Below are 15,642 nucleotides of genomic sequence, written 5' to 3'. Positions count from 1 at the left end.
ATTGATAAAGGAGTGCATTACAAGTGTTTTTTAAACAATTCTACGATCAGAAGCTTTCCCAAACTTCATATATGGTTGCCTGTCAGAAAACAAAAGAGGCGATTATCATTGACCCTAAACGTGTTCTTGATGAATACGCAGATGTTGCAGAGTCACAAGGCTTCAATATTACGCAGGCGACGGAAACGCATATCCATGCAGACTTTGCATCCGGTCTAAGAGATGCCAACAGGCGTTTTGATGCCAAACTGTATGTATCTGATGAGGGTGATGAAAATTGGAAGTACAGCAATATGCCTGAAGAGACCGAATATCTTAAGGATGGAGATGTCATCAAGGTCGGCAGTGTTGAGCTTGAAGTCATCCATACACCGGGACATACTCCTGAAAGCGTCTCATTCGTCCTTACCGATCGCGGTGCAGGCAGCGTTGAGCCGATGGGCATGTTCACTGGAGACTTTCTATTTGTAGGTGACATCGGTCGTCCGGATCTGCTTGAAGAAGCAGCAAACATGGAAGGTACGACTGAAGAAGGTGCCGATGCCATGTTTGATTCTCTGAAAAAACTTGGTGCCTACCCGGGCTTCATGCAAGTATGGCCAGGCCACGGTGCAGGCAGTGCATGCGGCAAGTCACTCGGCGCAGTACCCCTTTCAACATTGGGATATGAACGGAAAAACAACTGGGTGTTCAAATATGAAGACAAGGAAGCTTTCATTCAGGAGCTGACAAGTGATCAGCCGGAACCACCAAGCTACTTTGCCCAGATGAAAAAGGTCAACAGGGACGGCTTACCCGAGTTCAAATTGAAAGCGGTTGAAGTCGGCACTCCCGAAACACTTCCAGGTCAGATATTTGATCTGAGAAGCAAAGAGGATTTCAAGAAAGGATTCAAAAGAGGCGCCATAAATGTACCCTACAACAGCAAGTTTCTTCAATTTGCCGGATGGTACATTGATTATGATGCACCAATGACAGTGATTGCCCATCCTGAAGACAGCAAAGTATTACAGGAAGAGCTGGCTTCCACAGGATTTGATGATCTGCAGCTGATCGTTCCTCTGGAAGAGGCAGATAAATACTATGATGATGCCTATGATAATATTTCACCTGAATCGCTTGTGCAGGATCGTGACACTAGAAATATTCTGGATGTAAGATCCACTTCCGAATACAAATCAGGAAATCTCGACAATGCCCATCATATCCACTTCGGTCACCTGGACGATAAGGAATTGCCTTTTGGCAAAGAGGAGACAGTATACGTACATTGCCAATCCGGGGTCCGCTCCGCAATTGCAATGAGTGTGCTCAAAGCGCGTGGATTTGAAAATGTAGTCAATATTGAAAATGGCTATATCGGTATTAAAAAAGCTATGAACTGATTAGCGTTTACTACTATTCATATCGATACCATAAACATAAAGACATCCGGTTCAGATCTGAACTGGATGTCTTTATTTCATTTGATCAAATGTACTGTCAATCGACTGCTCTGTCATCGGACCTGTAAACTTGAACCTTATATAACCTTCCGAATCAATAAAGTATGAAGTAGGAACAGATTTGACCTGGTATGTATCAGTGACCGATCCTTCCTCATCCAGCAATACAGGAAAATTCAGATCATAATCCTCATGGAAATCCGATATATCCTGCATGCTGCTCTCCTGGTGCATCATATTGACAGCAAGGATTTCATAATCATTATGCATCTCGTAATAATTGACCATATGAGGCATTTCAGCTTTACATGGCGGACACCATGAGGCCCAGAAGTTCAGCATCACCGGCTGATTCACATCACTTAGACTGATCGCTTCACCGCTCGTCGAAGATAGTGTGAAGTCCGGCGCTCTGGATCCAATATCAAGTCCCGTTTCAGGATTGGACTCAAGTGCTTCGCTCGTCGCCACGCCACCTGAAAATGATTGATATAAAGCGACTGCAACTGCCCCCGTCAATATCGTTACGATGACTGCATGTCTGATGAATCTATTCATCTTCGGTATCCTTTGAAGCGACGGCTATCAGGTAGATCAAGCTGAGTAGGATCCACCACTGTATAATGCTCAAGGTGAGCACCTCAATACCACTGTATACAAAGAAACGAGCAATCACATGCATAATGAATATCGCTACGGTTACTGCGAATATCACTCTGAAGCGACGCCATAGGAAGTAGATTGATATGAGTGCAGCGAGCGTTATAACGGCAAGAGCGGTATAATGCCACTGCATAAGGGATCTGATTTCCAGTATGCCGTAGAAAGCAAGAAAAGAGACTGAAAAAATGCAGAATGCCTCTACATAGAATAATCCTTTCGATACGTAGAATAGATAGATGAAGGCTATCACCATACCAATCAGAAGACCGGGTGCACCGCCGTCAAAGTATAGTACACCCAATGGATTATTGATGAATTCCGTCCAGCTGAATACGATGTATGTAAGTTTATAGACCAAAAATAGTATGATGAGTCCATTGGTCCATCTATTGAACAGTTCACGCTTCTCATCAGATTCCCATAGCATCAGATAGCTGACAATCAATGAAAGTAATATTGCCATGTAGATAGAAGGTAGCGAAAAATTCCCGATTGTAAAAGTTTCAAACATGCTATCATTCCAATTCAAATAAATTTAATAATACTTATAATGATGACATGTATGTCTACTCGATGAAAGCTTCCTGCTTCTTGAAAATGACTACGGATGCTGGCGTATTCTTCTGATCGCCTGCTTTACAATGGCATCATACAATACCGGCGGCAGAACTTTGCTTGCAAAGTTCAGAGCAAAAGAACCCGGAGTCGTACGATAGACCGGTTTTACCCGCTGATCAGTCAGAGCCTTCACCATGATATCCCTTGTCCGCTCAACACCAGGCGCCCGATCGAATGCACTCAGCATGAAAGCCTTCACTTGTTGCATCTGGCCATGGTAATCCGACCCTTCAACCGCCATATAGTTCTCATCCATAGCTACCTGGCCGAAAGCAGTCTTGACGATGCCCGGTTCCACCATGACCACTTCAATTCCCAGACCTTGCACTTCCTGCCTTAGAGCTGTACCGATTGCCCTGATACTATGCTTTGTCGCAGCATAGTATCCCATGCCGGCACTTGAAACATGTGCCGCTGAAGAGCTGGTGACCACTATGCGTCCTGCCCCCTGCTGACGCATGGCCGGCAGCACATTGCGTATCGTCTCCACCGCACCGAAGACGTTGACTTCAAACTGGCGTCTGACTGCATTCTCGGGAACTTCCTCAATAGCGCCGTACACACCAAAACCAGCATTTACCAGAACTGCATCAATCGTGCCGAACGCATCTTGAATGGAAGAGCGCACCTCCGCCACCTGATCACTTTTTGTAACATCCACCGGGAAGGCGTGCGCCCCCTGCCTGGCAAGTATATCGAGCAGGTGGGCCCTTCTGGCACTCACACAGATGATATGTTCAGTCTCTTTTAATAGTTTCATGGCCACTGCCATACCGAATCCACTTGATGCACCTGTAATCCATATCACTTTCGGCATATTAAAACCCCAGTCCTGTAAAAATGGCGCCTACTTCTTGAACATGCTGAACAGCTTGCTGAAGTATCCTCCTTTTTCTTCAGTATCCTGCTTTGAGGATTCATCAGCCTGTGTTTCTTCTTCCTTCCGATCATCTTCCTGTTCCTGATCGGCATAGCTGTTCATATCAATATTGGATGCTTTACCTGATTGATTTTCCGATTCATGTGCCGCCGTCTCATCCTCAGTTTCATCTTCAGTCGCGACCTCTGCAGGCATCGGCTCTTCATACGCTGCATCTTCATAGGTGCTATCGGCAGAACCATTTGAAGTGATGGCATCTGAACGCTGCGCCTCATCACCACTGCCACTATACTGCAGAGAAAGCGTCTGGGAATACTTCCCGTACTCATCAAGCTTCTCGACAAGCCTATGTACATTTTCCTTAAGCTCCCTGTTTTCCTGCTGCATTGTCTCAAGCTTATCCATAACAACACCGAGCATATGGTTTATATCGTTATTAGTAACGCTTGCAGGTGTGTTTTGAGACTTTTCGGTAACGATATTCGGCACTTTTTCTATGATTTCATCGGCCGCAGTTTCCAACGTATATCCAGGTTGTTTTGCAAGCCTGATGAATTCCTTCATCACTGCCACGTCCCCTTGTGAGAACAGTCTTCTATTATGTTCATCTTTGGCGACTTCGTAGTTTCTATCTTCCAGCAACCTTACATATTTACGGACATTCTGATCCGATAGTTCAACCTTATCCTTCATCTGAGCCGTTGTATAATACACTGTCTGGTTCATTTCTTTCATAATTGATCCTTCTCCCATAAATATAGTTACCATTATTATAACATTATATTCATTGCTGTCCATGATATACTTTTATGCACCATTTTTTATTTCATACTGCATTGATATCGATGGTGCTATATGCGTTATAAAATAGAATAAATACTTACATATAAGTATTTCTGGTGATATTTAAGCGTTATTTAATAAAGTTTCATCGTATTGTGATAGAGATGAAATATTTGATTGTGCTAAAGCCATGTCCGCTCTCCATATCGACATGACCAGTAATGTTTTCCATCATATTCCTACTATCTACAAGCATCAGACAATGAGATTGACTTTGCCGCAATAAATTTGTATATTGGTCTAAATAAATAATTTAATATAGGCGATGACAGCTTGAGTTTTCACTGAATAGATAAAAGCATTTCAGGTTTACAGAAACTCAGCATTACATACTGGATGAAGTGTAAGCTGTAATGAATCCACCATAGGTGGCATGTCATGGGTTTTGGCTTTCGTCCTTCCGGCAGACAAATTCTGCGGATGGATGGAAGCTTTTTATTTACACATTAAGGAGGAACACTATGGAAACGAAATTAGCACAGATTGGGATGTCAAAAGATATTACGGGAGCGACAACGAGCCCGATATATACAGCAAGTGCCTATAAGCACGAGAAGCTCGGCATGTCGACCGGATTCGACTACACAAGAACCAAAAATCCGACACGGTCACACTTTGAAGAAGCTTTTGCAGACCTGGAACAGGGCAGCCATGCTTTTGCTACATCGAGTGGCATGGCAGCAATACAGCTCGTATGCAACCTGTTCAAACCTGGAGACGAAGTGCTGGTCAGTTTTGATCTCTATGGGGGCACATTCAGGATATTTGAATTTTATGAAGAGCAATATGGCATCAAGTTCATCTACGTCGATTTTGATGATATTGAAGATGTTAAAACACATATGAATGCCGCTACAAAAGCTTTCTTCATTGAACCGATTACAAATCCGTCAATGATTGAAGTTGCACTTGCACCAATCTACAGACTGGCCAGAGAACGTGACATCATGACAATCATCGATAATACATTCCTGACCCCCTTCTACTACAAGCCGCTTGCTGAAGGTGCAGATATCGTCCTTCACTCGGCTACAAAGTACATCGGCGGTCATAATGATGTACTTGCCGGTGTAGTGACAGTAAAGGATGAAGCGCTCGGCAATACACTATCGATGCACCATAACATGATTGGTGCCACTCTCTCACCTTTCGACGGCTATCTGCTGCTGAGAGGACTGAAGACATTGCATCTGAGGATGGAAAGATCGACCGAAAATGCACAAGCACTCTCCGAGTATTTTTCAGATCATGAAGCAATTGACGAGGTGCTCTATTCGGGACGTACCGGCATGATGAGTCTGAGACTGCATGAAGACTACGACGTCGGCGCGCTGCTTGAGAATATGGAAGTATGTACTTTTGCAGAGAGCCTGGGCGGTACTGAGACTTTCGTCACTTTCCCGTTCACTCAGACACATGCCGACATGCCGGATGACGAAAGAATCAAACGCGGCATAGACGAGCAGCTGATCAGACTGTCAGTAGGTATAGAGAATATTGAAGACATTAAAATAGATTTAATACAGGCGCTTGCCAAAGCGAAGAGAGGCGCATAAGATGCGCTATTCCAAAGAGGCCGATATGATCATCGATAGCAGACTCCGTCCGAGTCCCGATTCGTAAGAGGGATACTTGTACGTCCGCCACGCAAAGCCGAATACGGAAAAGCTCGAAGAAAAACTTGCCGGACTGGAGCATGGCAAGTTCGCATTTGCTTTCAACTCCGGCATTACTGCAATCAGTGCTGCACTTATGACGGTTCCACCCGGCGGCTATATCATAATGCCGTGTGATATGTATGGCGGTACGTACCCGCTTGTAAAACGGCACTGAAGCACTTTGGATGCAGTTTGCTTCTATAGGCCAGAGCAATATCGATAACGTTGCAGAAGACAGAGTTTATCTGAAAAAAGGAATTACAGATGACCTCTTCAGGCTCTCTGTCGGCATTCTAGATGTTTCTAGATCTGATATCCAGTCTAGAACATGGTTTAAAAAATATATAGGCGTTGCGACTGTCTGCTCAACCGAGGGACAGTCGTTTTTTATGCATTATTTTCAGTTTCCAACAAACACTGGGCTATAGGTCATCAATGAGTCGGTTCGGCTAGTTTGACATTCTATAGTGCCTGAGTGTCTTCTCAAGCTTGGATATGCCCATTCCTGTAACAGCATCGAACCTTTTACCGAAACCGATCTCCACCACCGGCACATGATCCACGTCATATTTGATCAGAAGCACTTCCCTTAATGCCTCATTCCCCGTAACGTCTATAGTTCTAAACTCGAAACCGTTCTCCGTCAAGTAGCGCTTCACTTCTTCACAATACGGACAGTCCTGTTCTTCCCAGACGACAACGTTCACTTTTTTATTCATTCGGATTCTCCTTTTCTATTCATATTCTTATATGCATGCCATTCTTCATGTTGAGCAGTCGGACCAATGCGTTATATCGGCAATATATACCCAGATTCCGAAGAACAGCAATATCAGCAGATGATTCAAAGTCCAGGGCCTGCACCAATATGAAGACTCGGTGATTAGTAACATATTATAATGATATGATTTAAAAAAGTAAATAGTATCTTTTAGGAGAAAACATAAAATAGCAGAACTAAAGTTCTGCTATTTGCCGTTTGCATTATTTATCGCTTTCATCGCCTGGATGATACTATTCCTGAAGCCTTGATTCTCAAGTTCCATTACACCTTGTATTGTAGAACCACCTGAAGTGGTGATCTGATCCTTCAGAACTCCTGGATGGGCCTCTGTTTCCAATACGAGTCTACCAGCGCCTATAATTGCCTGAGCAGCAAGCTTGTAGGCCTGCTGACGCGGAAAACCGACGCTGACTGCCTGATCTGCCATAGCTTCGATCATAAGGAAGCCATAGGTTGGAGAAGAGCCCGTGAGTGCAGGCGTGTATTTCATCAAAGATTCCTCTACCCAGGCTACTGTTCCGACTCTACTGAATATATCATCAGTCAACTGCCGGTCTGTCTCTAAGAGGTGCTCATTTGCAGACATGATCATTACACCTTCCTGTACCGATACGGCAATGTTAGGCATATTGCGAATAATTTTTCTATCCGGTAATATCGTTTCCATTTCGGAAATGGTGACGCCTGCGGCAATGGAAATATGAACTGAATCTTTTCTTGTATGCTCCTTGACTTCACTGAATACGTCCAGTACCTGATCGGAACTGACTCCATTGATGATGATGTCGCATTCAGACAGTCTGCTATAGTCTGTGCTGACTTCCACTCCCTTGTCTGCACTGAATTTCTCAAGTTTGTTCAGATTTCTGCCTGTAACAAGGATGTTCTGCTGCATTTCCGAATCTTTCAGCAGTCCCTTCACGATGTGATTGACCATTTTACCTGCACCGATGAATCCAAGTTTATACTTCATAGATCAGCCTCCTCGGTTTTACTGAATATCTTAGCATGTATTGCTGCACAACTGTTTATGATTTGTATAAAACTTTCCAAATGATATAATAATCCTCAAATGAACGCGTTAACTCTACATTATTTCAGAAAGGGCTGTAACCATGAATGTTTTCTTCATCCTGTTTCTCATAACACCTATACTTGCGTTTATAAGTATATTTCTGATCACCGACAGCCTTGTCAGCGCCATTATAGCACTACTCATCATCGACGTTATTTTTACCACTCTCTTCATAATCCGAAGACGGAGGAACACTCACTAGCCCTCAGGCATCATACTACATGAAAGAAGGGGTTTAAGAATGACGAAAACAGAAAAAGATCTTCGTAAGCAGAATTACAGGCTGCGCGAAAAATTGGATCCACGCTATAAGAGGGCATATGAAGAGATTCAGACATATATCCGGGTAAATACTATTGCTCGAGACCAGGAAACAGAAGCAGCGGTCCATGCATTGCTGAAGCAGATCATACAGGCACAGAGGGAAGGCAAGAGTTTGGAAGCAGTGACTGGGGAAGATCATAAGGCTTTTGCAGAGGATCTTATCAAGGAACTTCCTAAGAGGAATGTACTGAAGTTTGCTGGTATTCTTGCTGTAATACTTGTAGGACTGAATCTTATATTCGACTATACGATTGAAATGCTCTTCCGGGTGATTGACAGTGCGCCTTTCACAACCACTATGAGAATACCATCATTCATCATGGAGATGATCATCACTGCCGGGTTCGGAATGGCCTTCATATATCTCATATTCTATGTGTATCGTCAGATCGCTTTCAGACGGTGGTCATTCTGGAAGGAATATGGGTTGTATCTTCTCGTAGGTGTCGGCCTTTTTCTACTTTATCTCATCCTCAACTATATTGTATCCACCATCGATACAGGTCCTTCCTTTGAAGTGAATATGTTTTTACTTATATTGCTGGGCATAGTGCTGATAGTAGCTGGAATCATGGTTTTCATCAGAAGAAATAACGCTTACCGTTACTAAATTTCATAACGCATGGCGTTATATAAAAGTTCGTTCAGCTTTATGTACAATGTATTGATATGAAAAATCCTGCAATGATCTCCATTGCAGGATTTTTTTCAACTGAGCAGAGCGCCTTCTTCCTGTGGTTTCAGGTTAAGCCTTTTCGATACTGTCTCATGTATCTCTTTGAACTTATCGGGCTGTTCTGAGAGATTGATGCCATAGGAAGGGATCATTTCTTTGATCTTATCTTCCCATTCATGAAATTCCTGAGGGAAGCATCGCTTCATGACATCGAGCATGACATCGACGGAAACGGAGGCACCTGGAGAGGCACCGAGCAGGGCAGCAACGGAACCATCTTCAGAAGTAATGACTTCCGTACCGAACTGAAGCGTACCTTTTCCCCCTTTTTCAGTGTCCTTGATGACCTGGACACGCTGGCCGGCCACTACAATATCCCAATCTTCACTCTGCGCGGAAGGAATGAACGCTCTTAGATCATTCATCTTCTCTTCATTCGACTGCATCACCTGCTGGATGAGGTACTTTGTCAGTCCCATTTCTTTTGCACCAGCAGAAAGCATGGTGAACATGTTATTCGGTTTAACAGAACCGAACAGGTCAAAGTATGAGCCGGTCTTAAGGAATTTTGGTGAAAATCCGGCAAATGGTCCAAACAACAGTGATTTCTTTCCGTCAATGTACCGTGTATCCAAGTGAGGCACAGACATTGGTGGGGCGCCGACCTTGGCTTTGCCATACACTTTTGCATTATGCTTTTCTACAATTTCAGGATTCTGGCAGACCATGAACATACCGCTCACAGGAAATCCGCCAATCTTTTTCGATTCGGGTATATCTGTCTTTTGAAGCAGGGGTAGACTGCCGCCGCCTGCGCCGATGAAGATGAACCTGGATGTATGATATTCAATACCGCCTGTCTTCAAATCCTTGACTTTGACTTGCCAGCCGCCGCCTTCAGTCCTTCGGATGTCTTCCACCTCGTGGCCGAGATTAAGCGATACCCCTTTGTCTTCAAGCAGTGAAAACAGCTTGCGTGTCAGATTTCCAAAATTGATATCCGTACCAGTTTCAATACGTGTCGCAGCAATCGGTTCTTCAGTCTGCCGATTCTGCATCATCAAAGGAATCCATTCTTTCAGCGTCTCAATATCATCAGTGAATTCCATGCCTTCGAATAAAGGATTTTCAGTTAGCGCTTCCACACGTCTCTGTAGAAAATCGACATTCCTCTCTCCTTCTACGAAACTGAGATGCGGCACAGGCATGATGAAATCCTCCGGTTTCTCGATCATGCCTTTTTCGACAAGATGAGACCAGAACTGCTTGGATAGCTGAAATTGTTCATTGATGCGGATTGCTTTCGTAATATCCAATGAACCATCCGTCTTTTCCGGTGTATAGTTCAGCTCGCATAAGGCAGAGTGACCCGTTCCTGCATTATTCCAGGCGTCCGAGCTTTCCTGTGCCGGTGCTTCGAGCTTTTCAAATACTTCAATGTTCCATTCTGGCTTGACTTCCTTAAGGAGCGTTCCCAGCGTAGCGCTCATGATTCCGCTTCCAATAAGAATGACGTCGGTGTTATTCATTACATTTTTCATAGTAACTTCAAGACTCCTTATCAAAATTCAAATATATGGATGCCCCCAGTCAAGTGATCATAAATATGCCAGGTGCATCCTGATCCATTGATACTGCCATCCATTCATGAGATGGTATATAATGAATAATCAGTTGTAAAACTATTGGTTATTATCTGTTAATTATACTCTTTTTTATTAATATGTAAAAGGGTTTCAAGACTGCATCCTATACATGAGCCAAAGTATTTTATCACCAATCCGAAGGAGTTCTTTATGAAGCATATTTCCATGTTCATCATCGCCCCGATACTGCTCTTCCTTTTCCTGATTCTGATTACAGACCCCGCAAATGCACTGGGAGGCGTCTTCATATACATGCTGGTCATGCTTGCCAGCCATCTATATGATAGATACAGGATCAAAAAGTCAAACCAAGAAAAAAACTCCGGAAAATAGCATTCCGGAGTCTTTCTCAATCACTTTACTTTTTCGTTTACATATTCGATGAATTCATCAATGTCACCTTGTACAATATCAATCATCGCCACTTTCCCCATACCCTGGGGGAACTCGATGAACAGCGTATTGTTTTCAATGACCGCCTGCTGTATATCCTGGTAGCTGAAGACGCGCCTGTATGGCTCGCCACTCATATCCACGTTCATGATGACACGCTCATTTGTAGTAATATAAGCACCTTTGAAGTGGGTTTGACCCCCCACCTTGTAGATGATGGTCCCTTCGATTGCCGGACCCAGTTTTTCCGTTGGATATAATTCATTTGTGTCTATATCAATCAAACTCATGCTATCACACTCCATTCACCAGATTTGCCATCCTATCGTATCATGCCCTCATGCCTGGTGACCAATATTCAACCTAGTCGGTATGGATACGCCACTGGTTTCTGGCAGCGATGGCCTTGAGCCTTTCATCAGGCTTCACTGCTACTGGGCGTCCTACCAGCTCAAGCATCTTCAGATCGGTATAGCTATCGCTATATGCCTCGCTGTTCTTCCAATCCACCTGCTTGTCTGCAAAGTGACGCCTGATGATGTCGATCTTGCGATCGGCATAGACACGTTCAAAACGCGATTTATAATCGAGTTTTTCTCCCTTATAACTTATTTCTGAACCGATGATGCAGTCTATATCAAATCCTTTGAATACTGCTTCAAGCAAGGGGATGAAAGCCCCTGATATCAGCATTATATAATAGTTGTCCTGTTTCAGCTGCTTCATCTTTCCGATCAGAGGCGCCCTCAGATCTTCAATCATTTCACCAGCAACTTCCCTGAAGAAAGACTCGATTTCACTTCGTGTGTTCTTCTTGAAGGAGAGGAGATAGTATTCCATCGCTTTACTCTGCATTTTCGGTTTATTGATCATCTTCATTTTGTATGCAAAATAGACGGGTGCAAACCTGCGTATGAAACGGCTGTAGTTTCTCTTATATCTGGGATGGCGCTTCAGACGCTCCATCAGGACATTAAATGTTTCATATGGGTACAAGGTGCCGTCAAAATCAAACAAAGCCACTTTCATATTACATATCCCTTTCCACTGCATAGATTATTCTGCGAGTATTTGCTTTCATTCTACCATACAGACATGGGTTCTGTACCGGATGGTTTCCCGTGAAACATCATCGCATATGGCGGGTCCTCTCCCTCAGCTCCTCGAGATAAAGACGTGCCATGCGACTGAGCTCGACCTTCTTGCTCACCACCCATCCCACCTTTATCGTATCTTCCACTTCCAGTGGTACCTGGACAATCTCCGAACTGTCGAGATCTTCGCTGAGTATTCCTGTCGAAATAGTATAGCCATCCAGACCGATGAGTAGATTGAACAAGGTCGCCCGGTCACTGACCTGTATGCTTTTGACACTCTGGATCGTACTATAGATCTCTTCCGAATAGTAGAAGGAATTGAATTCACCCTGTTCAAAAGCCAGTCTTGGATATGGCTCGAGATCCGCAAGAGTCACAGACTTCCTTGCAGCCAGGGGATTGCTTCTGCTGATGAACACATGGGGGTCCGCTTCGAAAAGCTCAGTGAACTCCAGTCCTTTTTCCCTGATCAGCTGGAGCAGCACCTTCTCATTGAATGCACTGATATAGAGCACACCAATTTCACTTGTCAGATCCTTGACGTCATCAATGATTTCGTAGGTCCGTGTCTCCCGGATGGCAAACTGGTATTTATCGCCACCATATTTGCGGATCATATCAACAAATGCATCCACCACAAAGGAATAGTGCTGCGAAGATACGGAGAATAGCTGCTGTGAAGGTTCGGTGTTGAAATAGCGCCGGTCCAGCAGTTCCACCTGTTCATTGATCTGACGGGCATAGCTCAGAAATTCCGCCCCGTCCCGAGACAGGGAGATACCTGTGGATGTTCTCGTGAAGAGGACGATGCCAAGCTCATTCTCCAGTTCCTTGATTGCTTTCGATAAGGTAGGTTGTGATATGTACAGTCTTCTGGCTGCTTCGTTGATGGAACCGCTCAATACGACTTCTATAAAATATTTCAGTTGCTGAAGCTTCATTATATCCCCCTTCGCTATAGCCAAAAGGCATAGCAGACTATAAAAATTAACCGTTACACTATATCTTATATGCATGATAGGATTTATACAATATCATTTTGAAAGAGGGATTGCATGAGCACATTGAATATAAAGAAAGCATATAGAGCGGATCACGTAGGGAGTCTGCTGCGTCCTGAAAGGCTCAAGGAAGCAAGAAAGCAGTTTTCGGAAGGTGACATCACTAAAGAAGCGCTGACACAGATTGAAAACGAAGAGATCAGCAGAGTGATAGAAAAACAGAAGTCCCTTGGTATCGAAGCAGTAACAGATGGAGAATTGCGCCGTTCATGGTGGCACTTCGACTTTCTTGAAGGTCTTACTGGTGTGGAAGGATACTGGTCCGGCGAGGGTATTGCTTTCAAGGGAAAGAATACAAAATCAAGAGCCATCAAAGTAACAGGCAAACTTGGCTTCGATGATCATCCAATGCTTGAAGATTTCAGATTCGTAGCAGAGCAGGCGGGAGGTCATACAGCCAAGTTCACCATTCCAAGCCCGAGCATGCTGCACTTCCGCGGGGAGATCGATCCGGCCGTCTACCCGGATGAAGAGGTGTTCTTTGATGACCTGGCAAAAGCTTATAAAAAAGCTTTGAAGGCCTTCTATGATGCCGGTTGCCGCTATCTGCAGCTCGACGATACATCATGGGCGTATCTCTGCTCTGAAGAGCAGAAGGAACAGCTTAAAAATAAAGGCCTCGATCCGGACCATCTTATACAGAAGTATCTCGAGACTCTGAACAAGGCTGTTGCCGATCGACCGGAAGATCTCAAGATTACAATGCACATCTGCCGCGGCAACTTCCGTTCCACATGGATTTCCTCCGGTGGCTATGAGCCTGTGGCAAAAGAAATTTTCGGCAAACTCAATATCGATGCCTTCTTCCTTGAATATGACAGTGACCGTGCAGGAGACTTCAGGCCATTGCGCCATGTTGATCGCGATGATCTTACGATTGTCCTCGGACTGATTACTTCAAAGCATGGTAATCTTGAGAACAAGGATGAAATCAAAAAAAGGGTCGAGGAAGCAACACAGTATGTGCCTCTGGAACAGCTTGCGCTGAGTCCTCAATGTGGATTTGCATCCACTGAGGAAGGTAATCTGCTGAGTGAGGAAGAACAATGGAAAAAGCTCCAGCATGTAGTGGAAATTGCACAGGACATCTGGTCCTGAATAGATAATATCCGAGGAGGATAGTCATGCGTACAATACAATTGGAATCAGTCATTGATAACAGCCGCTTCAACAAGTTCCATCTGCTTGTATTCATATGGTGTTTCTTTGCCATTTCATTCGACGGCTTCGATATCGCCCTATATGGCATCGGACTGCCATTGATGACCGAGGAATTCGGTCTCAGTGCCGCACAGGGCGGAGCACTCGGCAGCTATGCACTGATCGGCATGATGGCCGGCACTTTCATTCTCGGGTCCTTCTCGGATATCATCGGGCGTAAAAGAGTGCTCGCTCTATGTCTTGCGCTTATAAGCATCTTCAATATGCTTGCGGGATTTGCACCGAATGCGACAGTCTTCATCATCATGCGCTTCATCGCTTCCATGGGCATGGGTGGACTGATGCCTGTTGTCATCTCTCTGATGACCGAGTATTCACCAAAGAAAAACCGAGCGATGACTGTAGCTGTCATGTACTGCGGCTATTCCTTCGGAGCCATCTTTGCATCCGTCATCGGCATGGTACTGCTGGAGAGTCTGGGTTGGCGTTTCATGTACTGGCTCGGCGCTCTGCCACTTCTCTCATTACCGTTCTTCCTGAAGCAGTTTCCTGAATCCCTGTCCCAGCACTTATCAAGAAACGAGACGGGCAAAGTGGCAGACATCCTCAACCGGATCGAACCACAGGGAAACTATCGTCCATCGGATCGTTTCGAATTCACTGCTGCTGCCAAGGCGGGCAGGGGTGTACCGGTGAACAAACTGTTCAGCGAAGGGCGTGCGCTCACTACGGTTGCATTCTGGATCATGGTATTCAGCTGCCTGATGATGATCTATGGCCTCAATACATGGCTTCCGACCATCATGATGGAATCCGGTTTTGGTGTCGCATCAAGCCTTTCCTTCATCCTTATCCTGGCGGTGGGGCAGATCATCGGTTCACTGGCGGGAGGCTATTTCGTAGACCGCATCGGCCACCGCAATGTGCTGCTCCTGATGTATCTCATTGGAGCTGCCAGCTTCGTCGCTCTGAGCGTGACACAGGCACCTCTGCTGCTGTACGTGCTGATTGCCATCGGCGGCGCCTGCACGGGTGGTACACAGAATCTTGTCAATCCGTATATCAGCACGTTCTATCCAGCTGATATCAGAGGGACCGGGCTGAGCATGGCGGTCGGCATCGGACGTCTCGGATCGATTTGTGCTCCGGTTCTGATCGGACTGGTACTGATGACAAGCCTGGCTCCACAGACAGCATTCATGGCGTTTGCCATCCCGAGTCTGGTCGGGTTCACTGCACTGCTGCTGGTCCAGGAAAAGCATGCAGGACGAATCCAGAAAAAGATTGTGTCCAGTACGTCCGGATCGAATGTATAGCT

Annotated in this window: 17 protein-coding genes; 7 read left to right on the top strand and 10 right to left on the bottom strand. The window is 44.9% G+C overall.

Going from position 1 to position 15,642, the window contains the following annotated elements; all coding sequences use genetic code 11:
- The first annotated feature begins 23 nt into the window (after window positions 1-23).
- Window positions 24-1,385 carry an MBL fold metallo-hydrolase gene (locus tag FO441_RS06965; protein ID WP_145287795.1) on the top strand — a complete coding sequence of 454 codons (1,362 nt, stop codon included), beginning with the start codon at window positions 24-26 and terminating at the stop codon, window positions 1,383-1,385.
- Window positions 1,386-1,457: 72 nt separating this feature from the next.
- Here FO441_RS06965 and FO441_RS06960 read toward each other — a convergent pair whose 3' ends face one another.
- From FO441_RS06960 to FO441_RS06945, 4 genes are all read right to left on the bottom strand, one after another.
- Window positions 1,458-2,003 carry a redoxin domain-containing protein gene (locus FO441_RS06960; RefSeq protein WP_145287793.1) on the bottom strand — a complete coding sequence of 182 codons (546 nt, stop codon included), beginning with the start codon at window positions 2,001-2,003 and terminating at the stop codon, window positions 1,458-1,460.
- The gene (locus FO441_RS06955; RefSeq protein ID WP_145287790.1) at window positions 1,996-2,619 is read right to left on the bottom strand and encodes a hypothetical protein; all 624 of its coding nucleotides are present in this window, start codon (window positions 2,617-2,619) and stop codon (window positions 1,996-1,998) included. Before FO441_RS06955 ends, FO441_RS06960 begins: the two co-directional genes overlap by 8 nt.
- A 90-nt stretch (window positions 2,620-2,709) precedes the next feature.
- Window positions 2,710-3,543, bottom strand: coding sequence for an SDR family NAD(P)-dependent oxidoreductase (locus tag FO441_RS06950; RefSeq protein ID WP_145287787.1), 834 nt, complete (start codon window positions 3,541-3,543; stop codon window positions 2,710-2,712).
- Between the two features lie 30 nt (window positions 3,544-3,573).
- Window positions 3,574-4,341 (bottom strand): hypothetical protein, encoded by a 768-nt coding sequence (locus tag FO441_RS06945; protein WP_145287784.1) that lies wholly within the window; start codon window positions 4,339-4,341, stop codon window positions 3,574-3,576.
- 569 nt (window positions 4,342-4,910) lie between these two features.
- Here FO441_RS06945 and FO441_RS06940 point away from each other — a divergent pair.
- Together FO441_RS06940 and FO441_RS06935 are read left to right on the top strand one after the other, a co-directional pair.
- Window positions 4,911-6,005 carry a PLP-dependent transferase gene (locus FO441_RS06940; protein WP_145287781.1) on the top strand — a complete coding sequence of 365 codons (1,095 nt, stop codon included), beginning with the start codon at window positions 4,911-4,913 and terminating at the stop codon, window positions 6,003-6,005.
- Window positions 6,006-6,081: 76 nt separating this feature from the next.
- A complete protein-coding gene (locus tag FO441_RS06935) occupies window positions 6,082-6,282 on the top strand; it encodes a PLP-dependent transferase (protein WP_145287778.1) in 201 nt (66 codons plus the stop codon).
- A gap of 274 nt (window positions 6,283-6,556) precedes the next feature.
- On the opposite strand, the gene FO441_RS06930 is transcribed toward FO441_RS06935, so the two are convergent.
- Both FO441_RS06930 and proC read right to left on the bottom strand, forming a co-directional pair.
- Window positions 6,557-6,826 (bottom strand): glutaredoxin family protein, encoded by a 270-nt coding sequence (locus FO441_RS06930; RefSeq protein WP_145287773.1) that lies wholly within the window; start codon window positions 6,824-6,826, stop codon window positions 6,557-6,559.
- Between the two features lie 249 nt (window positions 6,827-7,075).
- A complete protein-coding gene (gene proC, locus FO441_RS06925) occupies window positions 7,076-7,864 on the bottom strand; it encodes a pyrroline-5-carboxylate reductase (protein ID WP_145287770.1) in 789 nt (262 codons plus the stop codon).
- A gap of 343 nt (window positions 7,865-8,207) precedes the next feature.
- Between proC and FO441_RS06920 the strand changes: the two genes are divergently transcribed.
- On the top strand, window positions 8,208-8,900 hold the full coding sequence (locus tag FO441_RS06920; RefSeq protein WP_145287767.1) for a DUF1048 domain-containing protein: 693 nt from the start codon (window positions 8,208-8,210) through the stop codon (window positions 8,898-8,900).
- A gap of 98 nt (window positions 8,901-8,998) precedes the next feature.
- Here FO441_RS06920 and mqo read toward each other — a convergent pair whose 3' ends face one another.
- Entirely contained in the window at window positions 8,999-10,507 is a 1,509-nt protein-coding gene (gene mqo / locus FO441_RS06915) for a malate dehydrogenase (quinone) (protein WP_145287764.1), read from the bottom strand.
- A 255-nt stretch (window positions 10,508-10,762) separates the two neighbouring features.
- On the opposite strand from mqo, the gene FO441_RS06910 reads away from it, so the two are divergent.
- Window positions 10,763-10,945: a hypothetical protein gene (locus tag FO441_RS06910; protein WP_145287761.1), complete on the top strand. Its 183-nt coding sequence runs from the start codon at window positions 10,763-10,765 to the stop codon at window positions 10,943-10,945.
- A 20-nt stretch (window positions 10,946-10,965) separates the two neighbouring features.
- Here the strand turns inward: FO441_RS06910 and FO441_RS06905 are convergent, their stop codons facing one another.
- From FO441_RS06905 to FO441_RS06895, 3 genes are all read right to left on the bottom strand, one after another.
- The gene (locus FO441_RS06905; protein WP_145287758.1) at window positions 10,966-11,295 is read right to left on the bottom strand and encodes a hypothetical protein; all 330 of its coding nucleotides are present in this window, start codon (window positions 11,293-11,295) and stop codon (window positions 10,966-10,968) included.
- Window positions 11,296-11,368: 73 nt separating this feature from the next.
- Window positions 11,369-12,034, bottom strand: a complete 666-nt coding sequence (locus tag FO441_RS06900; RefSeq protein ID WP_145287755.1) for an HAD family hydrolase — start codon at window positions 12,032-12,034, stop codon at window positions 11,369-11,371.
- 100 nt (window positions 12,035-12,134) lie between these two features.
- Window positions 12,135-13,043 (bottom strand): LysR family transcriptional regulator, encoded by a 909-nt coding sequence (locus FO441_RS06895; protein ID WP_145287753.1) that lies wholly within the window; start codon window positions 13,041-13,043, stop codon window positions 12,135-12,137.
- Between the two features lie 114 nt (window positions 13,044-13,157).
- Between FO441_RS06895 and FO441_RS06890 the strand changes: the two genes are divergently transcribed.
- On the top strand, window positions 13,158-14,261 hold the full coding sequence (locus FO441_RS06890; RefSeq protein ID WP_145287750.1) for a 5-methyltetrahydropteroyltriglutamate--homocysteine S-methyltransferase: 1,104 nt from the start codon (window positions 13,158-13,160) through the stop codon (window positions 14,259-14,261).
- A gap of 26 nt (window positions 14,262-14,287) precedes the next feature.
- Entirely contained in the window at window positions 14,288-15,640 is a 1,353-nt protein-coding gene (locus tag FO441_RS06885) for an MFS transporter (RefSeq protein WP_145287747.1), read from the top strand.
- The last annotated feature ends 2 nt before the right edge of the window (window positions 15,641-15,642 follow it).

It is taken from the genome of Salinicoccus cyprini, from assembly GCF_007713705.1.
GTDB classification, from domain to species: domain Bacteria; phylum Bacillota; class Bacilli; order Staphylococcales; family Salinicoccaceae; genus Salinicoccus; species Salinicoccus cyprini.
This window is presented reverse-complemented; position numbering and strand designations above follow the sequence as displayed.